This window comes from Treponema sp. R80B11-R83G3 (assembly GCF_054786115.1).
The window spans coordinates 1-21423 of the sequence record NZ_BDHF01000609.1; the positions used below are offsets into that span (position 1 = coordinate 1).

Below are 21423 nucleotides of genomic sequence, written 5' to 3' on the forward strand. Positions count from 1 at the left end.
AAAAACAACACATAGGAGCACAATTGGTAAAATATTGTATAAAAGAAGCAAAAGATAATGGGAAAAAAGAAATTGTAGTATGGGTTTTTGAAAAAAATATAAATTCAATACAATTTTATGAAAAAATGGGGTTTAAAATTGATGGAAAAACAAAATCAGAAGAAAAATTCAATGAAAATGAAATAAGAATGAAAATTGAATTATAAAGTAAGGCGCAACTGCATATAATGGGTCTGTTTACGCTTCACTGGTTGTGAACCTTCGGTTCGATGGTTCCTTATTCGCTTGATCATGTCCGTACAAGCACAGACGCAATCTTGCTCCGTTCGTCAATGAAGTAGGCAATTCTACAACTTTTGGACTGTTTTGTATGACCGCCATTACTGTTCTTTTTAGCGGATATTCGCCAAATAACCCCAAAATCACCCCTCAATAACCCCAAAGGGTAATATATTTTAATATGTTTTCTCCGTAATAATTAGGATCAGTCAATAAAAATTAACGGGGGATTGTTATTGGTAGAAATGGATTTGAAATTGAAAATATTTTTTGGAGGTATTTATTCTCTTGTTGATAAACTGAAACAAATACGGTTAAAAAAAGTACTTGCGGTTGTCCCGTCAGAAATGAAAGAACAATTCGACCAAATGCAAATGAAAAATAATCTGCATAGCCTTAAAATATTAGGCGCTATTGGAATTATTTTTAATACATTGAATTTACTTTTATTAACTAACCGAGCAGATGAAATCAGCCAAATACTATGGAGTAAATTATTCTTCACAGACTTGTGCCACCTTTCCATAATGTTATTATTTTGCCTATTGACAGGTTATTTTTCAAAAAAAGAAAAACATCCTATGCTATGGTTTATATGCTATTTATTTATATTATTACATTTTTTCTTATCATTATATTTTCTTTTATCGGTATATACCGTTGTTGATGTTTTTCTAGTTCTGCAAGTTTTCTTTACTTCTGCTTTTTTGTATACATTTGTGCCTGATTTTAAGCCTAAAATATTTATAAGTTTTTTGGTGTTATGGTATTTTGCATTAATCGGTTTGTTCGCATACGAAAACCACTCATTTGGCGGACTTCAAATATTCGTCCTCAATATCTTTTTAATTGCCTTAATAATCAGAATACTTTATTATAATTACAAGGTTAAAACATTTATCAATATATTCAGAATTAGCGCATTAAATGAAAAATTAATAGCTCTATCAATGACGGACGAACTTACAAAGCTCAATAACCGACGCTCATTTTTAGAATATATGGATACGATATGGACGATAAGTCGGCGTTTAATTACGCCTGTAAACGTATTAATGATAGACGTTGATTACTTTAAAAAATATAATGATTCTATGGGTCATTTGGAAGGCGATAAGGCTCTTGTTGCCATTGCAAAATGCTTGAAAGATCAAATAAAAAGAGATTCTGATTTTGTAGCCAGATTTGGCGGCGAGGAGTTTGTTTGCCTTCTTCCATTTCTTGAAAAAGAAGACGCGCTAAATGTAGCAAAAAATTTAGTTCAAAAAATTGAAAACATGGAAATACCCCACCCAAAGAGCGAAATATCAAAATATATAACCGTAAGCATAGGCATGGCAAACATAATTCCTGATGATCATAATTCTCAAACACAATTACTTGATGATGCGGATAAGGCGTTATATAAGGCAAAAGAATATGGCAGAAATATGGTAACAACATGGTAAAGGAGAACGGCAACAGGAATGTTTACACTTTGTTGCATTACGGCGGCTTGGCTCCCTCTGAAACATTTTTCGTAATCTTTTTGAGATATGGATCGAAAGAGCTTTACAAAATATAATTATTGTAATTAAATATAAATTGAATAAATATTAAGAGGAATTTATGCACAATGAAATAATTGAAAAGAACCGTGAAGCATGGAACGAAGCGTTAGGTTATCATCAAAAAGCAAGGAATAATTCTCTTCAGGAAGGATTTAAGGATCCTAATTTTACCGCTTTTAACAGAGAATTTCTAATCGAAAAAGTAAAGGAAATAAATTTACAGGATAAAGTAATAGCGCAATTACCATGTATTAACGGGCATGAATTATTATCACTTGTAAAATTCGGCGCAAAAAAGGGAATTGGCTTTGATATTTCCGATGTTGCAATTTCAGAAGCAAAAGAATTAGCGTCAATATCAAAATTGAACGTGGAATTCTTTAGGACGAATATTTTAGATATAGATGATTCATTAAATAATTCTATTGATTTTATTTATATTTCAGAAGGTTCTTTACAATGGTTTTCTTCATTGGCTGATTATTTTAAAATAATTTCAAACTTACTAAAGCAAAATGGAGAATTATTGATATATGAAATACACCCATTTGCTTATTTCTTTGAACAAATAGATGATTATGGCAAAGAAATCACATTAGATGATTTTATTTCATATTTTGAAAAAGGCCCTTATTCCTATAAAAGCGGGTTGGATTATGTCGGACAAACAAATTATGAGGCCAAAGAATGTTGTTGGTATATGCATAAATTTTCCGACATATTAAATTCGATTTTTAGTAATGGTTTGGAAATAGAAGAAATTAAAGAGTATAACTTAAAAACGCCAAACAATGCGGACCCGCCAAAGAACATGAAAAAGTTCCCGTTAAATTATATGTTATATTGTAAAAAGAAATAATAGTATAGTAAAAAATGATTAAAAATGTTCATTATTAAATATTGAAATTTGTTAAACTCCTATTAAGGAGTAATAAAATGCTATACACACAGGGAAAAACAGATTGTAAGCCAAGCGATGTTGGCTATAATGAAAAACGGCTTGACGTGCTGAACAGCCACTTGCAGCGCGTCATTGATGACGGCGAGATACAATGCGCTACCTACTGCATATCCCGAAAAGGCAAGGTTTTCGCTCATGGCGGAGTGGGGAAAAAGTCATTCCGAAAGGACGATAATACTCCGGTTCAGCCTGATTCTACCAGATATGTAGCCTCTATTACCAAAGTATTCACGGCGGTAGCGATAATGAAACTGGTCGAAGACGGCTATACGCGGCTTGATGTTCCTGTAGGCGAAATTCTGCCGCAGTTCAATACGCCATCTTATAACAGCGTTACGCTGTTTCAACTTTTAACCCACACTTCCGGTTTGCATGCGGACGGCGGCTGTTTTGAAAACAAATACCAGAGCAATTACTGGAAATTGATAGAAGACGCATACAATCTTTGCAAGCCTGCCAAGAAAAAAGATTTTGACTGGCTAACAGCCGCTTTAAGCACAATTGGCAACGGCTTTAGAGTAAAACCCGATACCGAGTGGGCATATTGCAGTTTTGGTTTTACCGTTCTTGGAGCGGTTATCGAAAAAATAACCGGAATGTCAGCTCACAAATTTATTGAGGACAATATTTGCAAACCATTGGGCATGAAGGACACTTCTTTTGACATAACAGTGGAAATGGCAAAGCGGTATATCGTTTCAGATGAAGAGCTTGAAAAACATGTAAACAACACGATAAATGGAACTTATGAGCCTCAATGGATTGGGGAAAAGCTCAAAATTCCCGATACCGGAGGCGGTTTGAATTCGACAGTTTACGATTTAAGCCGTTTTGGAAACATGGCGCTTTTTGGCGGTACCTTAAACGGCGTGCGTATACTCGGCAGAAAAGCTATGGAAAAAATGACAAACATTGCCAGTGCTCTTCCGAATTACACTTGGAACGCAAAGGAAAAAGAGCGGTACTACGGCGTAGGTTTTGATATGCGAAACGGTCCCGCTTTTACATTCTCCCAAGGCACTTTCATGCATGAAGGTTCGGGAGCGTGTTCCCTGTACATTGATCCCAAAGAAGAACTTGTCGCGGCGTGGATTGTCCCATTCGCGAAAGAAGGCTGGTTCTCACGGGCGCTTTACAACGTGCAAAATATTATTTGGTCGGGATTGATATAGAATAAGGAACGTTAAGTGAACAAATTCAAGCAAAAACTCGATGTGTGCAAATCAATAGCGTTTGCCACCATTAAAGAGTATTTAGTTTATCGTTCTCACATGATGATATCGATCTTTGTAGGTCCTGTTTACTTTATCGTGCAGTACTTTACTTGGACTGCCGTTTACGGCGGCGAAGGAGTAATAAGAGGAATCGAGTATTTGCAGATGATCCGCTACTTTGGCATAATGACGCTGATTGGTTACATGACATGGGATTCCGCTGACTGGAATTTGTCAATGTTAATACGCACGGGCAAATTTTTAACATTCGCTCTCCGCCCGATTCATCACCCCTTTTTCGCCCTCTCTCAAAAAATAGGACACCGGGTGCTTGGCACTCTTTTAGAAGCGCTACCCTGCTCCGTAATATTTATTTTCCTTTTCAAAGTTGATATGATGCCGTCCAGCATACCATGGACTGCGCTTTCGATACTTATTGCTTATTTTATTTTCTTTTATGTAAGTTACATCATCGGCATAGCGTCGTTTTGGATTGTTGATTCACAGGGGTTACGCCATTTTTACAATATTCTTTCGGGAGTGTTTTCAGGCGCGTTTATTCCGCTTACTTTTTTCCCAAAACCGTTGCAAATTATTCAATTTTTTCTGCCATTTCAGTACACGTCTTATGTTCCTGCAATGGCGTTTATCGGGAAATATACGTTAGGTGACATTGAATTATCAATTCCTGCGATAGTGGGAATACAGGCTTTAGCGCTTTTATGCCTTTTCCTTGTATCCGAGTTTTTGTACAGTTTGGCAATGAAAAAGTTCACGGCGGTAGGAGCGTAGGTAATTAGCAATTAGCAATTAACAATGAGTAATGAGGAATTAGGAATGAAAAGATTTTTAAGTATTTATAAAACTTGTATAACAACGGCAATGTCTAGGGCGTTAAGCTACAGGCTTAATTTTGTGCTTTCAATGTTAATTTCGTTGTGTTATAACTTGTTATTTCCCTTAACAACAATACTTATTTACAATTCGGGCGCAAGTTTTCCCGGCTGGAGTTTTTACGAAGTGTTATTAATACAATCAATTTTTACTTTGTCGATGGGGCTTGCATGCGTCATATTCAATAATGTGTTATGGTCAACAATGCAATACATACGGGAAGGCAGTTTTGAAGTTGTCCTTTTGCGCCCAATGAACCCGCTTTTCTTTTTAATTGCGACCAATTTTGACACTGGAAGCATCGGATTGATAATCGGAGGAGGCGTAATGTTCGGCATAGCGATAGCGCATACGGGTTTTGTTTCTCTTGCCGCTATCGGTCAATTTTTACTGTTATTCGCAGGGGGATTTGCCGTAATGAGCGGGTTTCAAATGATTATGGCGGCGACATCATTCAAATGGGTGGGAAATTCACGCTTACCCGACATTTTAGACAGCATACTGGGATTTGGGAAATATCCGCTGTCGATTTTTCCACGGACGATAAAAACGCTTGCGTCATTTATTATCCCTGTAGGCATGATTGGGTTTTTTCCGGCAAGCGCGTTATTGGGACGGCTTGAGCCGTTTGCGTTAATCGCTGTTATTCCGTGCGTATTGTTCTTATGCTTCGGGATATGGCTGTATCAATGTATGATCAAAGAATACGAAGGAGTCGGCGGCTGATATGAGTATAATAAAAGTTACTAATCTTGTTAAAACTTATACCACTTTCAAGCGAGGAAGCGGCATGAAGGAAACTTTGCAAAGTTTCTTTAAGCGTGAAAAAGTAATTATTAATGCTGTTGACGATATTACGTTTACAGTTAAAGAAGGCGCTATCTGCGGAATGTTAGGTCCAAACGGGGCGGGCAAATCCACCACGATAAAAATGCTCTGCGGGGCGCTCTACCCTACTTCAGGGGAAATTGACGTTATGGGATACTCGCCAAGCAAGGAACGTAAAAAGTATGTGCGGGAAATCGGCGCCGTATTCGGACAACGTTCGCAGTTAATTTGGGACATTCCGCCGATTGACAGTTTTAACATGAACCGCGCCATTTACGGGATAACGCAGGCGGATTATAAATCCCGTCTTGATGAGTTAGCTGAAATGTTTGAAGTTATAGAAGTTATGCACAAACCGACAAGAGTGTTGTCTCTCGGCGAGCGCATGAAGTGTGAATTTATAATGGCAATGCTCCACAAGCCGAAAATTGTCTTTTTAGACGAGCCTACAATCGGGCTTGACGTTATAGCGAAGGCGAAAATACGAGAGTTTATTTTAAACATGAACAAGACAGGCACGACTTTTATCCTTACCACCCACGATTTGGAAGACGTAAAACAACTTGCCGACAAGATAATCGTTATAAATCACGGGAAAAAGGTCTTTGATGACTCTTTACAAAAATTGCAACTAAATCTTGGAGAGAAAAAAATTGTAGAGCTTACTCTGGAACAGCCGTTTGACATTGAGGCTGCGCTTCCCGAAAGCGTAAGAGTACTTGAACAAAAATCGCCGCTGGAAATAACTCTGGAAGTTGACGTTTCTAAAATTGCAATTGGCGACTTTATCAAATTTTTATCAAGTAAATTTGCACTTTCAGACATTGCGGTAAAAGAACTGCCAATGGAGGAGATAATTACGCAGATTTATAATGATATAAGTAAAATACAAGATAAATCCAATAATTCTTTAAAATTTTCCTAAAACGTTGTAATTTTAATAATATTTAAATATTTTAATAAAAAATTATATCAAAAAATTAAATTTTTCGGGTTTTTAACTATACATATATATAGCATAAAACAAAATTACAATTATATTGACAAAATGATAATAATTCTGTAAATTATATGTATATTAAGGCTTTAATTTAGGAGTTATAAAATGACTAACGACATTAATTCGCGTAAAAAAATCCTCTTAGTTGATGATGACGAGATACATCTTTCCATCACTGAACTATCATTAAAAGATGAATACGATGTATTTTTAATAAAATCAGGTGAAGAAGCGTTAGAATTTTTAAATAAAAGCCAAATAATTCCAGATTTAATAATGCTTGATATTTTAATGCCAGTGATGGACGGCTGGATAGTATTCGATAGAATTAGTGATATTGCGGCTTTAAAATTCACTCCAATAATGTTTTATACGTCATTAGAGGAGGAGAGCGCAAAAGAAAAGGCGTATGAGCTTGGAGCATTTGATTACATTAAAAAACCTTGTGAGCAAGCAATTTTACTAAACAGAATAAGCGATTCATTAAAGAAAGCCGAACTGAAAAAACAGAAGTACGGCATATAATAAGGCTTGTTAGTCATTAATTGTTTTTATCATATTTTTCTTCCCCAATAAATATGACTTTGCAATAAACATTTCAATAACTTTTTTCGCGTCATCATTGCTTTTATTAAAAACTTTCTCTGATAAAATAACCAATTCTTCTACAATCTCAGTAGAATCAATTTTTTCTTTTAATTTTTCAAAATCCATAATTACCCCATAATTTTATTGAATGGAATTATTTTACAAAATATAACAGTATTTGTCAATTATCGTTTCCGGTATTCTTCATAAACGTCAATCATTCTTCTGATAAAATTATCAACCGAATAAGTTCTTGATATTTCTTCGGATCGATGCCCCATTTTCGCTTTTTTATCCTTATCCGATAAAATATCAATGGCCTTCTCCCACATCATCTTATCATTTTCCACAGCCCAGCCGTTATCGCCGTTTACAACCATTCCTTCAATGCTTGGATCGGCGGCGGCGACAACTGGAAGCCCCGCAGCCATCGCCTCAATAAATGTAATAGGGTGAACTTCGCTGTGAGAGGCGCTCATAAAAATATCAGCAGCAGTGTAAACCTGGCGTATTTCATCAGGCCAGCGAAGATACCCGGTAAACACGACGGAATTCGCAAGACCCATTTCATAACACATTTCCTGCAATGATTTTTTATCGGGACCATCGCCTACAAGCATCAATTTAACTTTATTTCTGCGCGAATGAAGCTCCTTAAAATTTTCAATTAGCGTTACAACATTCTTTTCACTTCCCAACCGCCCTACAAAGACAATCAATTCATTATCATCTGAAACATTATGCGTCTTGCGAAAATTAATTGAATCCTTGTTAATGCTGTCTGAATGTTCATAAAAAAGCGAAAGATCAATTCCATTTGGAACTATATGTATAGGCATAGGCAGTTTTATTTCTTCAAGAAAATTTTTTATTTTTCTTGAAGGCGCTATTATGCATTTTTGACTGCGTAAAATTTGGCGAAAATAAGCGCCCAAATTTTTTCTAAAATAAAGCTCCAAAAGGAACGGCGTGTAATTTAAGTAATCCTTATAAAAAGTGTGCATGGTATGAATCGAAGGGATTTTAAGTTTTCGGCTTACAATACGGGATGCAAGATACAGGCTGAATTCAGTATGCGCGTGAATAATGTCAATGTTAAGGGAGCGGACTTGTTTTATCATCTGCTCCGCGATAAAAAAACCTATACGATGCTGCGGTTCATTTTTAAATTGAATTGACGAGCTTGTTCGATAAACATTTTTTTCTTCAGCCGCGTCAGGATTGTGGACTGTAAACACATAGACATTATGCCCTTGTTTTTCCAATTCCGTCTTAAGCGTCCTGACAACCGTAACTACCCCGTTAACTTGAGGAGTATAACAATCGCTAAAAAGAGCTATATTCACGCTATTATTATAAACTATATTAATATTTCAGGCAAGAATGAATTACAAAACGCTTTGTAAAAATTGCCTTGTACGGTCGTTTGAGGGATTGGTAAATAAATGCTCGGGAGTGCCGACTTCCAGTATGGAGCCTTCAAACATGAACACTACCCTATTGGCCACTTCACGCGCAAAGCCCATTTCGTGGGAAACAACAAGCATTGTCATGCCGCCTGCTGCAAGCTGTTTCATTACGGCAAGCACTTCGCCGACAAGCTCAGGATCAAGGGCGGATGTCGGTTCGTCAAAGAGCATAATACGCGGCTCCATGGCAAGAGCGCGGGCAATCGCGACTCGCTGCTGTTGGCCGCCTGAAAGCTGCGAAGGGTACGCGTTAATTTTATCGCTTAAACCAACCCGCTCAAGTATTTGCTCGGATTTTGCCCGCGCCTGAGAGAGAGGCAATTTGCGGACATTGTGAGGAGCTAGCATCACATTTTCCAAAGCGGTTCTGTGCGGGAAAAGATTAAAACGCTGAAAAACCATTCCCACTTCTAAAAGAATTTTATTCCGCTCGTCATTGTGCATTTTTACGCTGTTGACCCCGTTATGGCAGTCAAAAAGCAAATTGTCTTCGATAAATATTTGCCCTTCGTCAATAGTTTCAAGCCGGTTAAGGGTGCGAAGATACGTCGATTTACCAGCGCCGGAAGGTCCGATTATGCACACAACTTCGCTTTGTTCAACCGTTAGTGAAACATTTTTTAACACCTCAAGAGGCCCGCGCCCGTTGCTGCCATGAAAAGTTTTGCTTATTTCTACGGTTTTAATCATTGACATAATGGAAACTCACTCATATACCGAATATTTATTTTCCGCTTTGCGGAAAACATAAGAGAATACCGCCGTAATGATCAGATACAGGATCATGGCGGGAATGTATACAAGAGCCGATCTTGTTGAGCCTTCGATATTCCTTGTAGCCTTTGTAATGTCAACTAACGCAATCATGGAAACTAAAGACGCGTCTTTTAACATCATGATAAATTCATTGCCGACCGGGGGAATTAACCTGCGGATGGACTGGGGGATGATTACAAGGCGCATTGTTTGCGCGTAAGATAATCCCAGGGCGCGGGAAGCTTCAAATTGCCCTTTATCAATGCTTTGAATCGCCGCCCTGATTATTTCCGCGCAGTAAGCGCCGGCGTTGAGCGAGTAGGCGATAAATGCCGCAAGAAAGCGGCTGTTAATTGTCAGTGCCGGAAGAATCATAGGAAGAGCGTAATAAACAAAATAAAGCTGCATTAAAAGCGGCGTCCCCCTGAAAAAGAACACATATGCGCTGCAAATTTTGTTTATTACTATATTCTTTGACATTTTCCCCAATGCCAAAAAGAGGCTGAGAATTAACCCGGCGCTGACAGCCGATACCGTCAGCGCGATAGTTACTCTCGCGCCTCTTAGAAGCTGGGGCGTCCATGAAACAACAATAGTTCTAAAAGTTTCCATTAACCTTTATCGCCGTACCGGTGAAACAAGATCCATTCCATTAAAAATGTCTTTTGATATTTTCAGCATGGTTCCGTCATTAAAAAGTTCATCCAGAGCCTTGTCTATCGCCTGGGTTAAAGCGTCGTTTCCCTTCCTCATGCAAACGCCGAACTCTTCTTCTCCGCCCTGCCAGACAATTTCAAAGAAATCAGAACGCGCCACATATTCATAAGCGACCAGAAGATCGGTCATAATGGCATCCACGCGTCCAAGGCGCAGTTCGTCAAAACAGTACATTACTTTGTCATATTCATAAGGAGTAAACATCAACCCGTTTTCCGCAAGCTCCGTCATGTAACTGTCGGACGTTGTTTCTTCCTGATAAGATACGCCAAGCCCAGCAAGGTCATTAGGAGAGCGCACCTGATATTTTGAAACTTTCGGCATAACAATAGCAAGAGTATTTTGAATGTAAGGCTTGCTGAAATTATGCGCCGTCTGCCTCGCAGGAGTGATTGTTACCGAGGAGATAATACAGTCAAATTTCTTTGTATTAACTGCGGCAAAAATACCGTCCCATGCCGTATCCACAAACTGGACATCAAGCCCCATTTTTTGCGCAAGAGCCTTACTAAAGCTTACGTCAAAACCAATTGGAGTAACGCCGTCATCCGCCATATATTCCATTGGAGGATAACCAATCTCCATACCGACCATTAAAACGCCCTTTTTAATCGTCATACTGCCCGAATCTTTTTTACAGCCGACAAATAAAACCGCAACAATAGCCAAAACAGAAAAAACAACTGCAATCTTTCTCATTTATTTACCCCTTAAAATTGTTGAATTCCTTATAATTTATAGTAATTTGTTAATAATGTCAAGATAAATTTGACGGATGTTGCCATACAAAAATTTTAAGTTTATAATGAAAAAAGAGGTATTTCATGGACAGATCAACTTTATTTAAGCTGTCTTCAGGCTTATATGTCATCGGCACAAAGGACGATGAAAAAAAATCGCAAACAGGATTTGCGGGCTGCGTTGTAAACACTGTGGTTCAGGCGACATCCAAGCCTGTAACGCTGACGGTCTGCATCAATAAGGATAATTATACAAACGCCTGCATAAAAAAAGCAAACGAATTTTCCGTGTCGATTCTATCGGAAAAAATAAAGGAAAGCACGATAGGGCTTTTTGGCTTTTCAACCAGCAGGGAAAAAGATAAGTTTTCTGAAATTCCTTTTGGCCTAACGCCCTCCGGTATGCCGTACTTAAAAGAAGGCGCAACAGGATACATTCAATGTAAAGTGCTCAACTTTACAGATAATTATACCCACACGATTTTTATCGCGGAAGTTCAGGAAGCCGAAAATTTATCGAGTGACCCGTCTCTGACTTATGAGTATTATCATAAAGTGATAAAAGGGAAAGCGCCTAAAAACGCGCCTACTTACGTAGAAGAGAAAACCAATGCTGCGGATGCCGTTTCCTCTTACTCGTACAAGTGCAGCGTCTGCGGATACGAGTACAAAGGCACTAAGGAAGAGTTTGAAAAGCTTCCCGATGATTACAAGTGTCCTATGTGCGGGGTTGAGAAGAAGATGTTTGTCGCTGGGAAGTAAGGCTTCAATTGTAGTTAAACTGTTGAATTATTTTTTCACTTGTTATTTTACGTTCCTTTACAATGTCATCAGGACAAATATCGCCGAGCAATAACGGTGATAACGGAATATGTTTTTTAATATTATTTTTAACAATAATATTGTTATGATTTGCATAACAATAAACGCAGCCGTTAGAGCATGAATTATATTCGCCTATATCAATACTTTTTACGCAACCGCATTCAAGCCGTTGATTTTTGTCTTTTTCAATTTGTAAATTATTTCCTGTTATTTTAGAGATTAACCTGTCGTCTATACAGCGGGCATGAGTAATTCCGTATCCTGAAAGATCAATATTTTCCGCGCATGTATCAATTGAAAAATTATTATTTCTCGCGATTTCAGAAAAATTTTGGGCAATAATATTCTTTTCTTCTGGTGATATTTCAGTAATCTCTAACAATTTAATATTTTCCGCTATTTTTTTATAGAAATCAATAAAACTAATTGTTACTTTTTCCGTATACCCTTTAAGAACGCCCGCTAATTTTTCAAATTTATCAATATGATATGCGGCACTATATTTGTTATTAATTAAAATCGGATCATAACGCCAAATAACTTTTTGCGGGCCAATTATGTCAGATAATTTTTTAAAAGTTTCAATTATTTCAAGTTTAGGCGGTAATCTTGCTTCAATATCAGGTTCATATGGAGTAAGGGTAAATTGAAAATAAAACTTATAATCTTTTAATAAATTAAGATTATCAATCATTGGCTTTGGATTCTTACTCCAGAAAACAATACAATCAACAAATTCAGAATCAAGATTTATTGCGCTAATTTGGCGTATATTAAAAGGATTTCTTATATAAACAATTTTTTCCTTTATTCGGTTAAAAAACCATTCCGAGTAATATGAAGGAATATCAGTTCTTCTGCTCGCGCTTATTATCATGATTAGGTTATTTTATACTATACATACGTAAAGATGTTGACATTAGGAGTTTCACGCTGTTAATAGAAACGTAAATTTTGCCCCTTAGGGCGGGAAAACTGCAAGGGAAGCGATAAAAACAACCAGTTTTTAAAATATTATTTTTTTGAACTTGTATTTTTAAGAGCTCCTACTCTATCTTGTTCTTCTAATAGTTCATTTTCAAGTTCATTTATCTTAGCATCATATTTTTCTTCATCTTTTTTAACAACTTCCTCAACTCCATTTATTTCTTGTTCACGTTTAGCTTCTTCAGCTCTTTCCATCTCAATTAATCCATCCATCTCTTTTACTCTTTCTTTCTCTTTCATAATAATCCATCCTTTAAATTTATTTATAAATAGGGAAACTCCCTTAATAAACTTTATAAATAAATAGTATGAATTAAAACATTTTACATGTCAATAGATTTTAGAAACTATTTTACTATACCTAGTGAAATAGTATGTTTAGACGATTGCCGTGATTTTCTAACAATATCTTAAGAATCGCCATATCTTCATTGCCGGAAAGCGGTTGCCCGCTTGGTGTTAATCAAGAGGGGAACCTTCGCCTTTCGGGCTCGGTTGAGTATAACGGTAGCCTACGGCGATTATGGCATCAAGGTTGTAATGCTTTGTATGGTAATTTTTGCCATCGGAGGCAGTTACCGAGAAATCCTCGGTAACTGAAAATTCGTCCATTTCCCCTTCGGCAAATATATTTTTCAAGTGCAAAGAAATGTTATCTATGGAGCAGTCAAACAGGGCAGCCATAAGTTTTTGGCTGAGCCAGATTGTTCCGTCTTGTACGCGGACTTCTATCAAGCTTTCGTTGGATATGCCGCTTTCACCTGCTTGCTTGGTGAATATGAGAAACTCGGCGGTGCTGTTACGGATTTGCAGGGGGTTAGGTGGCATTGGCAATTCTTCTCATTAAGCAATTTCTCTAAATATAATAGCTGGTTAAACCACTGGTTCTTCTTTCCATTGTTTACCTAATAATAAACTGCCGTTTTCTTTTTTATTTCTTTTTATGCCATCTTCTCCCCATGTTCCCCATTGTTTAAAAAGGCTATATTTTGTTTAGAGCATTGATTTTGTATGTTTACTGCCCATTCAGGACTCATAGGTCGTGCGCTTACTCCGCTTTCTCCGCCAACTATTACCCAATGAATCCCTTTTAAATTTAATTTTCCAACATCACTAATCAAAGGTTCCATAGATATAAAACGAATAGCAGCCGGAATAACTCTTAATACATCTATTCTGTTTTTAGTTTGTTCATTTTCTACAGTAACTCCCAACCATACATTTTTCGGAACAGTCCTATTAAGAAAATATTTTTGAAGCGTATTTTCTCTCTTTGTTAATATTTGATAATTGTGTTGTGGAGTATTTTCTACCACTTCAAATATATTATCTAAAAATTCAAAAGGCATATTTTTATGAAACAAATCACTCATTGAATTAACAAAAAATTTAGTTGGTTTCTTAACATTCATAGGTTGAGTTAATCTTTCAGGTAATGTTTTAAATTTGAACCCATCTTCATAACAAGACACTCCCATTGCCTGTAATCTTCTTGCCATTACTTCCGCATAGCAATTTTTGCAGCCTTCCGTTACTTTTGAACAGCCAATCGAAGGGTTCCATGTAGCTTCAGTCCATTCAATTTTTGTGGTTTTCATAATACCTCGAACTTTGAAACAACAATTTTATTTTTATAATTAGCATAACTTATCCCATATCCTTTTGAGCTATTGATTTTTCGTAGTTTTTTCTTCTTGATTAAATTATCTAACACAATTGTTGAGTGTTTTGGTAAAAATTCATTTTTTAACGTTATTTCATATAATTCTACATTTGTTAGCATGCCTTTCTGTGTTATTTCTTGATAAATTATATTTTCAAGTGTAGAAATACTTTGCAAAGTATCAAATGTTTTTATTTCATCATCAAACATGGAAAATTGCATTGGATTTTCATTTTGCTTGAATCCTTTACCTTGTCCCGGGTCTAGTTTCCACTTTGTTTCAAGCATTTTTTCCAATCCATAAATATTTGAACTAACAAAAAATATAGCATAATAACTGCCTTTTCCTCTTTCGATATAATGTGAACATGTATAGTATGTATCATTTATAGAAAGCGATTTCTTTATTGATTGAATAAATGTAAATATTGAATCATTGTTTAAATCTATTGGACTATTAAAAAATGATATAATAAATTTACGAAGATTTTCATAATGTGGTTTTTCATCATAAAGGAAAGCTGTTTCCGTGAATTGATACATTTGCATAACAGGTAGAAACAATATTATTTCGGTACAATTGTTTCTTAATAGATTAATGATTTTTTCTTTATTTATGTCTGAATACCCATAAGGATCAATAAAAATTAAATTACGGTTATCTTTTGGGTATTTTAAAAGTCGATTCGCAACAATATCTAACATTTCATTTGCATCTTTATTATAATACTCAATATTAAAATTATCAATATCTTGAAAATTTATTTTATCTTTTACATTTTCCAATTTTTGAGCGTCATTGTCATTAACCAATAGAGAAATCGGTGTTGTGGATTTTCCGCCATTACTCATTTCTGTTCTGATCTTTCTAATAGTATCTATCGTTAATAATGGGCTCCCCATTTTCCCATTGTCATAAATACCAACTCCGCAATAAATATCAAGAAGCGTAAGGACTTGATAAAAAAACTAGAAGCTAACGGTTACCGGTTGGATGAACCGGCGATCATCCAATTTATGAAAAACCGGGAAGCCGTCTGATTCAAGTCCCGAATCACCGTGAAATTAACGAAAATACCGCAAAAGCCATCTTAAAAGTGGCTGGTATCGCATAGGAGAACATTATGGAATACGTCTATCCCGCAATTTTTCACCGGAATAAAGATGAAAGCTATACGATTACATATCCCGATTTGCCTGGCTGTATTAGCGAAGGAAAAACTCTTGGGAATGCCATGTATATGGCGCAATCCGCTTTAACTCAATGGATAGGTTATCTGGCAGACAAAAAACAAAAAATACCCAGTGCCTCACCTGCCCAAAAAATAAAGATTAAAAATGGCGACTTTGTTAATCTCATTTGCGCCGAGGTAAGAGACGCTAAAGCGGTCAAACGGACGGTTAGTATTTCAAAATGGATGGATGACAAGGTAATTCAGTCCGGTTTGAGCCTGTCCAGGGTATTGCAGGATGCGTTGGGGGAGAGGCTGGCGTAAGAGCACTGTTTATAAAGTTTTTTATTAAAAAAAGAATTACAAATTTGTAAGAATATTTGGTCGGTTTCTCATAAGAGACAGTTACTAAGAAATCATCGATAATTAAGATTTATCGGTTTCCAATAGATTGTCTTAAAAATACATGAAACTTGTTAAACAAAAATAATCTATTGCTTGGTTATTTATATGACGCTAAGTTTAAAGCTTTTATTAACCCATAATGAAATTCATATTTTTTACCGAATTCAACTTTTGGTGTTAAATTAGACATATTTCTTTCTCTATAACAATAACGAAATAAAGGTTCTCTCTCACCTTCATCAATATAACAGATAATATTAGTTTCATATAGGAATTGCAAAAACATTTCTTCCGTATCTATGAATTCAGGTAAATTATTATCGTTGATTTTTTTTAAAACATGATCTATGAAGTGTTTATATTTCTCAACATAAAAATCATAATTAAATCGAGAATTATTTTTAAATAAGGACAAAAAGTACATTAATAATTGATAATCTGTATCGGTATAATAAAAAGCAAGCTGATCTTTTATACCTCCCATTAAATATTCAGAGTAAGCATCTTTAAATTCATTGCTTTCAAAAATTTCAGGAAGAAATACTTCGGTCCCCGATCGTTTTTGCTGCTGAATTCTTTGCATATATTGTACAATAGTTACAATATCCCTTGGACGTGAATAAGAAATTCTTAAGAATTGAATAAATGGAGTATCAAATTCTCTCCTTTCATTAGTGGACGGCTTTGCCCAGTTAAAATAGTAATCCCATATTTCGCCGTGTTCTCTATGACAATCTTGCTTATAGGAAAGTAACTTTTCTCCTATTGTAAATAATTCTGAATTTCGATAGTCGTTATAAGTTGTTCGCCAATCAAGATACACAGAGTTATTCATTATCTTATTTGTTGAATTTTGAAGTCCAATAGATTGAAATATATCCGGACGAATTAATAAAATGACTTTAAATCTTCCTTTTGAACCGTTTGACACAGAAAAATCATCATTATTTAAAGCCCAGATAGCTTCTGCCAATCCCTTTACGCAAGATAAATATTCTTTATAATCAATTCCAGCAGGACGTATATCAATTCCGTCAATAAATAAAAATTGATTGTTTTTCATTTTTAGACTCATGATTGAATTTAGTAAATTTCTTTCAATGAACTGTAAATTTGTCTGAAATTTAGTTTCGGTAAATGTTAATTGTTTTGAATCATCCTCTTGATAATTTATCGCTTTAAATATTAAACTGGCTATCTCTTTGGAATTTTCTATAATTTGCATTGCCGTGGCTATTTCAGGTGAAAAAGCATTATTAAAATATTCATCTATAGCATCTTTAATTCTTTCTAATTTTTCACTCTTGGAAAACAAGTCTAAGATATTTTCTTTTTTTATACTCGAGGCTATTAAAACTAAGATTATCACACGCCATATAGAAACATAATCGGACAATAAAAGGTGTTTTTCTGCCTTAAGGTTTACAAATTTCTGGTATTGTGTTTCACGGATATATTTTATTATTGACCGTGTTTCTTTATACTCGTCATTTGATAAAAAAACGGCATAAGCGGTTTTACCTGTTCCCTTTTCACCAATAAGAAAAAAAGTATTCATTGTAAGCAATCTGTCTAAATAAATATTTTTGCAAAATACTGTTTTAAAAAATTCTTTTAAATCTTTTCTTTTGTAATCTTCAGCATCATTTGAACCGAGTTCTAACTCATCAATTTTAAGCATCTCTATATCTCCTAACAAACTTCATTATAATATTATCATTATAAAAACACAAGCTGTCTTTTTTACTAAATTACATTATGGAAGTTGCATATAAAAATATGAAGAAAATCTTAAAAAGTGAGTTGCTTAAATTCATCTACCATTCATCCCCTTCCCCTTCTTCCTCACCTCCACAAACAACTCCCCACATAGCTTTTGGTACAGTTCAAACAGATACGCCACCCGCTGGCTGTCATCGTCAAAAGAGCGGCCATAGGCTGATTCTACGGCTTTGTCAAGTTTTTTGTGGGCTTTTACCAACTTAGGCGGCATGGTTGCGGGATTATACAATTCCGCAAGGGTACTGTCTGGAAATAAGGAGCGAGTATCCAATATTGCTTGGGCAACTTCTATAATAGCACTTTTTTTCTTTTCACTTGGATTGGGCCAGGGAAAATTATTATACACGAGAGAAGCCGAATATTGATAACGCAATTCAAGTCTCCCGCAAACATAACGCATCCATGCCATGTGCATTACAGAAGTCAGTATGCCGAATTCGTACAGTCCGGCGTTTGGAATTATTAGGGCGCTGCCATTGGTAATGTTTTCCGGTTTCATAAAACCAATGGGGATATAGGGACGATTTTCCGATGATACTTTCGGGATAAGCAGATAATCTTTTTCCGGTTGCCGGATTTCACCAAACAGGGAAGGCGTAGCGGCCAGTTTATTGGTCGCTTCCCTCTTGCTTGTCTTTCTGAACATCCTTGTTTGTTCAATCCGATCTTTCAAGATTTTTGATTTGTTTATTATATTAGGAGAAATATCAACTAACCATAAACAGAAACGTTTTTTATTATTGATAAATTCTTCACCACCATAATAGGGACGTATCATTTCTTGCATATATGGCTCGTTTTTTATCAAAATGTCAGCTTCTTCTTCGCTTAAAATCAAATGCCCATCGTCAATCGGCATACTGCCGTAAGCCATTACCGGAACTTTACATATTGGCTCTGATCGTGAATCTATAAAAACGGTTGGGCCGTCAACCAGATAAGCGTTTATCTGATTGACGTTTGTTTCTGTAGGCAGCCCCGCAACATCAGTATAATGATATATTTTTTTTATATTACGTTCATTCAAACTAAAACCGATTATAACACAATGAACAGCGGCCTTACCCCGTGCTTCGTTGCTCCACTTAAACGTTTGATGGGCAAAATTGAGCTTTATACCATGTTTATTCATTAATTCAGGCCAAAGAACAGGAACCTGCTCGCCTTGACAAATACTGTTAGTTGAAACAAAGGCACATTCAATTTCAGTTCCCTGAATATATTGCGCGGCTTTCTTATACCAGCAAGTAACATAATCCAAAACCCTGCAACCTTTCAGATTGTGGTAAATAGTTTCGAGTTCATGTTTTTGTTGCGTTGACTGTTCTTTTTTACCTAAAAACGGAGGATTACCAAGAATATAAGACAATTCGTTTTTCGAAATAACGCTTTCCCAATCAAGAGTAAGCGCATTGGCGTGGTGAATCGAAGCGGCGGCAGTAAGCGGGATGCGGATAAAATAAGTCCCAAAACGCTCACGGACAAGCAGGTTCATCTGGTGGTCTACTAGCCATAAGGCGACCTGCGCTATTTGAGCGGGAAACTCCTCTATCTCTATGCCGTAAAACTGGTTTACGTTGACTTTGATTTCGCTATGCACGTCAAGGACTTGCTCTTTTCCAAGCAGTAATTCCAATACTTCCAGTTCCAAAAGACGTAATTCGCGGTAACAAATAACCAAAAAATTCCCGCATCCGCATGCCGGGTCAAGAAACTTTAGGGATGCTAATTTCTTATGAAACATAAGCAATTTCTCCCGATGTAATGGGGGGGTGATATTATAACTTTCTTAATATTGTTAAATTCTTCGTAAAATTTGTCAAGAAACAACGGACGGATAAGTTTGAGAATATTTTCCTCGCTGGTATAATGCGCCCCCAGATCATGCCGTTCTTCGTCATACATAACACTTTGAAACATTGCCCCGAAAATGGCGGGAGATATTTTGCTCCAGTCAAGGGTGCAACATTCAATTAGCGTGTCACGCATAGGGCGGTCAAAATCGGCAGTTTTTAGTTGTTCCTCGAACAAATGCCCGTTGACATAAGGAAATTGGTCTAATTGTATGTCTAATGTTTTTAATCGATCTTTTTTATCGGTATTCAGCGTTTCAAATATTTTTTGAATATGCAACGCAAAGTCGCTCCCGTCTTCGCTAGTGCGTTCAAGAATGTATTTGTTGAACAGATTAGGCGGCTCGAATATGCCTGTGTCGTCGGCGAACAGGCAGAACATAAGGCGGACAAGGTACAATTCAAGCTGATGCCCTGAATAGCCAATATCTTTGAGGCGGTTGTGGAGTTCACCCATTTTAACAGCGGCTTCGATGTTTACCGGGTCCCAACGTTTGAATGGGTCGATCTCTTTGTATCCCGCTAAATGACTAAACAGTTCTACATGAGCAGGTAACTCCTCAAGACAAAAACTGTGGCATGTCGCAACGCCGTCCGGCGCGTCTTCCAAATCATAATACTGAAAGTTGATAAAATCACAAGTCAGTATACCTTTAGGTATGTCTTTTTGCGGTAAGGCAAGAGCGTATGCTTTCGCTTGTTCATAAGCTTTATCCAAATCTTTGCCCGGAGTTTTCATCTCGATGATGATATGGCCTTTCCAAAAAAGATCGATATAACCACGCTCCCCACTACCGGCTTGATCAAATAAATAAGCTTGCTCGTCACCAAAACGGACTTCGTGTTCAAAAAGAGCGACTTTTTTCCTGTCCACACCAAATATTTTTAAGAATTCAGTCTCAAATGTCTGAGCTTCGGCTTTTTCCTTGACAGCGCGATTATCTTTCCATTCAAGAACAAAAGCTGCGGCTCTGGTTTTAATTTCATTCCATGACAAAGGCATAGTTTAATAATAACATATTTTCGATTATTTGGCTATTCTCCCCCATTACCCCAACAAACAAAATCCCAAAGCAATAAGCAATTGCGCAGCGATATAAGTGATCATCACGTAAACATAAAGCGGCTTCTTGCGGAAAGTTACAAGCGCCAACATTGTATCGGAAGCGAGGAAACAGAGGCTGCCGGCGAATATAAGAACGCCAAACCATGATCCGTGCGCAAGGAAAAGTTGTAACGCGGAAATAACCATTATCAGGATTATTGTCTCGTAAGCGATAACGGGTATTTTCATTTCGGGTGACGGTTTGACCGCTTTGAACGCAATGATCCCATAACAGACGGCGGCGGCAACGCTGATAATCAAAACAGGAACGTGAAGCGGCATAGCGTAAGTAAACATCGTTATAATATAAAAAATGTGTCCGATTAAAAAACTTGCAAGACCAAACCTGAAAAAAACCGGATTATTTATTTTTATCAGTAAAACGTCGCCAAGCCACGCGAAAACAAGGGCCAGAACAATTGTTGTAAGACTTTTATTCGGGCCGGAAATATACACGGCAAGAATAAATGGGACAAGGCAGCTTTTCAAAATAAATTGAAAAACACTTTCTTTAAAAAACAGAGTAATAATGTAAATAAGCGACACAACTCCAAGCACAATCAAGAAAAAAAATTTTGGTTCAGACAAAAAAATATTCGGTTCCATAAAAACACTCCTTTAAAAATAATTATTTT

The 21423-nt window shown here is 36.5% G+C and carries 23 protein-coding genes and 2 pseudogenes; 11 read left to right on the forward strand and 14 right to left on the reverse strand.

What is annotated here, in order from left to right:
* The 8 genes from ACYVRH_RS16035 to ACYVRH_RS16070 form a co-directional block, all read left to right on the forward strand.
* Positions 1-206, forward strand: a 206-nt coding sequence (locus tag ACYVRH_RS16035) for a GNAT family N-acetyltransferase (protein WP_461257848.1), incomplete at its 5' end; no start/stop codon positions are given.
* Positions 207-536: 330 nt separating this feature from the next.
* On the forward strand, positions 537-1727 hold the full coding sequence (locus tag ACYVRH_RS16040; protein WP_461257849.1) for a GGDEF domain-containing protein: 1191 nt from the start codon (positions 537-539) through the stop codon (positions 1725-1727).
* A gap of 160 nt (positions 1728-1887) precedes the next feature.
* Complete coding sequence (locus ACYVRH_RS16045; RefSeq protein WP_461257850.1) at positions 1888-2688, forward strand: class I SAM-dependent methyltransferase; 801 nt, start codon at positions 1888-1890, stop codon at positions 2686-2688.
* Positions 2689-2765: 77 nt separating this feature from the next.
* The gene (locus ACYVRH_RS16050; protein WP_461257851.1) at positions 2766-3962 is read left to right on the forward strand and encodes a serine hydrolase domain-containing protein; all 1197 of its coding nucleotides are present in this window, start codon (positions 2766-2768) and stop codon (positions 3960-3962) included.
* A 15-nt stretch (positions 3963-3977) separates the two neighbouring features.
* The gene (locus tag ACYVRH_RS16055) at positions 3978-4796 is read left to right on the forward strand and encodes an ABC transporter permease (RefSeq protein WP_461257852.1); all 819 of its coding nucleotides are present in this window, start codon (positions 3978-3980) and stop codon (positions 4794-4796) included.
* A gap of 45 nt (positions 4797-4841) precedes the next feature.
* Positions 4842-5624 carry an ABC transporter permease gene (locus tag ACYVRH_RS16060; protein ID WP_461257853.1) on the forward strand — a complete coding sequence of 261 codons (783 nt, stop codon included), beginning with the start codon at positions 4842-4844 and terminating at the stop codon, positions 5622-5624.
* A 1-nt stretch (position 5625) separates the two neighbouring features.
* Positions 5626-6651 carry an ABC transporter ATP-binding protein gene (locus ACYVRH_RS16065; RefSeq protein WP_461257854.1) on the forward strand — a complete coding sequence of 342 codons (1026 nt, stop codon included), beginning with the start codon at positions 5626-5628 and terminating at the stop codon, positions 6649-6651.
* A gap of 180 nt (positions 6652-6831) precedes the next feature.
* A complete protein-coding gene (locus tag ACYVRH_RS16070) occupies positions 6832-7251 on the forward strand; it encodes a response regulator (protein ID WP_461257855.1) in 420 nt (139 codons plus the stop codon).
* 9 nt (positions 7252-7260) lie between these two features.
* Here ACYVRH_RS16070 and ACYVRH_RS16075 read toward each other — a convergent pair whose 3' ends face one another.
* Genes ACYVRH_RS16075 through ACYVRH_RS16095 form a run of 5 tightly spaced genes read right to left on the reverse strand, consistent with a single transcriptional unit; the run spans position 7261 to position 10955 of the window.
* Positions 7261-7440, reverse strand: coding sequence for a hypothetical protein (locus tag ACYVRH_RS16075; RefSeq protein ID WP_461257856.1), 180 nt, complete (start codon positions 7438-7440; stop codon positions 7261-7263).
* Between the two features lie 59 nt (positions 7441-7499).
* Positions 7500-8660, reverse strand: coding sequence for a glycosyltransferase (locus tag ACYVRH_RS16080; RefSeq protein ID WP_461257857.1), 1161 nt, complete (start codon positions 8658-8660; stop codon positions 7500-7502).
* Positions 8661-8702: 42 nt separating this feature from the next.
* Positions 8703-9479, reverse strand: coding sequence for an amino acid ABC transporter ATP-binding protein (locus ACYVRH_RS16085; RefSeq protein WP_461257858.1), 777 nt, complete (start codon positions 9477-9479; stop codon positions 8703-8705).
* A gap of 9 nt (positions 9480-9488) precedes the next feature.
* Positions 9489-10151, reverse strand: a complete 663-nt coding sequence (locus ACYVRH_RS16090; protein WP_461257859.1) for an amino acid ABC transporter permease — start codon at positions 10149-10151, stop codon at positions 9489-9491.
* Between the two features lie 6 nt (positions 10152-10157).
* Positions 10158-10955, reverse strand: coding sequence for a transporter substrate-binding domain-containing protein (locus ACYVRH_RS16095; protein WP_461257860.1), 798 nt, complete (start codon positions 10953-10955; stop codon positions 10158-10160).
* Between the two features lie 125 nt (positions 10956-11080).
* On the opposite strand from ACYVRH_RS16095, the gene ACYVRH_RS16100 reads away from it, so the two are divergent.
* Positions 11081-11758 carry a flavin reductase gene (locus tag ACYVRH_RS16100; RefSeq protein ID WP_461257861.1) on the forward strand — a complete coding sequence of 226 codons (678 nt, stop codon included), beginning with the start codon at positions 11081-11083 and terminating at the stop codon, positions 11756-11758.
* A gap of 4 nt (positions 11759-11762) precedes the next feature.
* Here the strand turns inward: ACYVRH_RS16100 and ACYVRH_RS16105 are convergent, their stop codons facing one another.
* The 5 genes and pseudogenes from ACYVRH_RS16105 to tcmP form a co-directional block, all read right to left on the reverse strand.
* Positions 11763-12698 (reverse strand): DUF1848 domain-containing protein, encoded by a 936-nt coding sequence (locus ACYVRH_RS16105; RefSeq protein WP_461257862.1) that lies wholly within the window; start codon positions 12696-12698, stop codon positions 11763-11765.
* Positions 12699-12835: 137 nt separating this feature from the next.
* The gene (locus tag ACYVRH_RS16110; RefSeq protein WP_461257863.1) at positions 12836-13048 is read right to left on the reverse strand and encodes a hypothetical protein; all 213 of its coding nucleotides are present in this window, start codon (positions 13046-13048) and stop codon (positions 12836-12838) included.
* A gap of 219 nt (positions 13049-13267) precedes the next feature.
* Positions 13268-13636, reverse strand: coding sequence for a cell filamentation protein Fic (locus tag ACYVRH_RS16115; RefSeq protein ID WP_461257864.1), 369 nt, complete (start codon positions 13634-13636; stop codon positions 13268-13270).
* A 113-nt stretch (positions 13637-13749) separates the two neighbouring features.
* Complete coding sequence (locus ACYVRH_RS16120) at positions 13750-14406, reverse strand: DUF5131 family protein (protein ID WP_461257865.1); 657 nt, start codon at positions 14404-14406, stop codon at positions 13750-13752.
* Positions 14403-15416, reverse strand: a pseudogene (gene tcmP / locus ACYVRH_RS16125) (three-Cys-motif partner protein TcmP); the annotation flags it as partial. The gene ACYVRH_RS16120 and the pseudogene tcmP, both read right to left, overlap by 4 nt.
* A gap of 65 nt (positions 15417-15481) precedes the next feature.
* Here tcmP and ACYVRH_RS16130 point away from each other — a divergent pair.
* Both ACYVRH_RS16130 and ACYVRH_RS16135 read left to right on the forward strand, forming a co-directional pair.
* Positions 15482-15586 (forward strand): annotated as a pseudogene (locus ACYVRH_RS16130) (type II toxin-antitoxin system HicA family toxin); the annotation flags it as partial.
* A gap of 9 nt (positions 15587-15595) precedes the next feature.
* Complete coding sequence (locus ACYVRH_RS16135) at positions 15596-15967, forward strand: type II toxin-antitoxin system HicB family antitoxin (protein WP_461257866.1); 372 nt, start codon at positions 15596-15598, stop codon at positions 15965-15967.
* 178 nt (positions 15968-16145) lie between these two features.
* On the opposite strand, the gene ACYVRH_RS16140 is transcribed toward ACYVRH_RS16135, so the two are convergent.
* From ACYVRH_RS16140 to ACYVRH_RS16155, 4 genes are all read right to left on the reverse strand, one after another.
* On the reverse strand, positions 16146-17729 hold the full coding sequence (locus tag ACYVRH_RS16140) for a P-loop ATPase, Sll1717 family (RefSeq protein WP_461257867.1): 1584 nt from the start codon (positions 17727-17729) through the stop codon (positions 16146-16148).
* Positions 17730-17861: 132 nt separating this feature from the next.
* Positions 17862-19574 (reverse strand): class I SAM-dependent DNA methyltransferase, encoded by a 1713-nt coding sequence (locus ACYVRH_RS16145; RefSeq protein ID WP_461257868.1) that lies wholly within the window; start codon positions 19572-19574, stop codon positions 17862-17864.
* Entirely contained in the window at positions 19556-20686 is a 1131-nt protein-coding gene (locus ACYVRH_RS16150; RefSeq protein WP_461257869.1) for a type IIL restriction-modification enzyme MmeI, read from the reverse strand. The genes ACYVRH_RS16145 and ACYVRH_RS16150 overlap by 19 nt, the downstream gene beginning before the upstream one ends.
* A 45-nt stretch (positions 20687-20731) precedes the next feature.
* Positions 20732-21394, reverse strand: coding sequence for a lysoplasmalogenase (locus ACYVRH_RS16155; RefSeq protein ID WP_461257870.1), 663 nt, complete (start codon positions 21392-21394; stop codon positions 20732-20734).
* Positions 21395-21423 lie beyond the last annotated feature (29 nt).

Excerpts from the sequence above, each read along its gene's own strand:
- ACYVRH_RS16045 (WP_461257850.1), top strand. The coding sequence starts at position 1,888 with ATGCACAATGAAATAATTGAAAAGAACCGTGAAGCATGGAACGAAGCG.
- ACYVRH_RS16050 (WP_461257851.1), top strand. The coding sequence starts at position 2,766 with ATGCTATACACACAGGGAAAAACAGATTGTAAGCCAAGCGATGTTGGC.
- ACYVRH_RS16060 (WP_461257853.1), top strand. The coding sequence starts at position 4,842 with ATGAAAAGATTTTTAAGTATTTATAAAACTTGTATAACAACGGCAATG.
- ACYVRH_RS16065 (WP_461257854.1), top strand. The coding sequence starts at position 5,626 with ATGAGTATAATAAAAGTTACTAATCTTGTTAAAACTTATACCACTTTC.
- ACYVRH_RS16070 (WP_461257855.1), top strand. The coding sequence starts at position 6,832 with ATGACTAACGACATTAATTCGCGTAAAAAAATCCTCTTAGTTGATGAT.
- ACYVRH_RS16075 (WP_461257856.1), bottom strand. The coding sequence starts at position 7,440 with ATGGATTTTGAAAAATTAAAAGAAAAAATTGATTCTACTGAGATTGTA.
- ACYVRH_RS16085 (WP_461257858.1), bottom strand. The coding sequence starts at position 9,479 with ATGTCAATGATTAAAACCGTAGAAATAAGCAAAACTTTTCATGGCAGC.
- ACYVRH_RS16090 (WP_461257859.1), bottom strand. The coding sequence starts at position 10,151 with ATGGAAACTTTTAGAACTATTGTTGTTTCATGGACGCCCCAGCTTCTA.
- ACYVRH_RS16095 (WP_461257860.1), bottom strand. The coding sequence starts at position 10,955 with ATGAGAAAGATTGCAGTTGTTTTTTCTGTTTTGGCTATTGTTGCGGTT.
- ACYVRH_RS16100 (WP_461257861.1), top strand. The coding sequence starts at position 11,081 with ATGGACAGATCAACTTTATTTAAGCTGTCTTCAGGCTTATATGTCATC.
- ACYVRH_RS16105 (WP_461257862.1), bottom strand. The coding sequence starts at position 12,698 with ATGATAATAAGCGCGAGCAGAAGAACTGATATTCCTTCATATTACTCG.
- ACYVRH_RS16110 (WP_461257863.1), bottom strand. The coding sequence starts at position 13,048 with ATGAAAGAGAAAGAAAGAGTAAAAGAGATGGATGGATTAATTGAGATG.
- ACYVRH_RS16115 (WP_461257864.1), bottom strand. The coding sequence starts at position 13,636 with ATGCCACCTAACCCCCTGCAAATCCGTAACAGCACCGCCGAGTTTCTC.
- ACYVRH_RS16120 (WP_461257865.1), bottom strand. The coding sequence starts at position 14,406 with ATGAAAACCACAAAAATTGAATGGACTGAAGCTACATGGAACCCTTCG.
- ACYVRH_RS16135 (WP_461257866.1), top strand. The coding sequence starts at position 15,596 with ATGGAATACGTCTATCCCGCAATTTTTCACCGGAATAAAGATGAAAGC.
- ACYVRH_RS16140 (WP_461257867.1), bottom strand. The coding sequence starts at position 17,729 with ATGCTTAAAATTGATGAGTTAGAACTCGGTTCAAATGATGCTGAAGAT.
- ACYVRH_RS16145 (WP_461257868.1), bottom strand. The coding sequence starts at position 19,574 with ATGTTTCATAAGAAATTAGCATCCCTAAAGTTTCTTGACCCGGCATGC.
- ACYVRH_RS16150 (WP_461257869.1), bottom strand. The coding sequence starts at position 20,686 with ATGCCTTTGTCATGGAATGAAATTAAAACCAGAGCCGCAGCTTTTGTT.
- ACYVRH_RS16155 (WP_461257870.1), bottom strand. The coding sequence starts at position 21,394 with ATGGAACCGAATATTTTTTTGTCTGAACCAAAATTTTTTTTCTTGATT.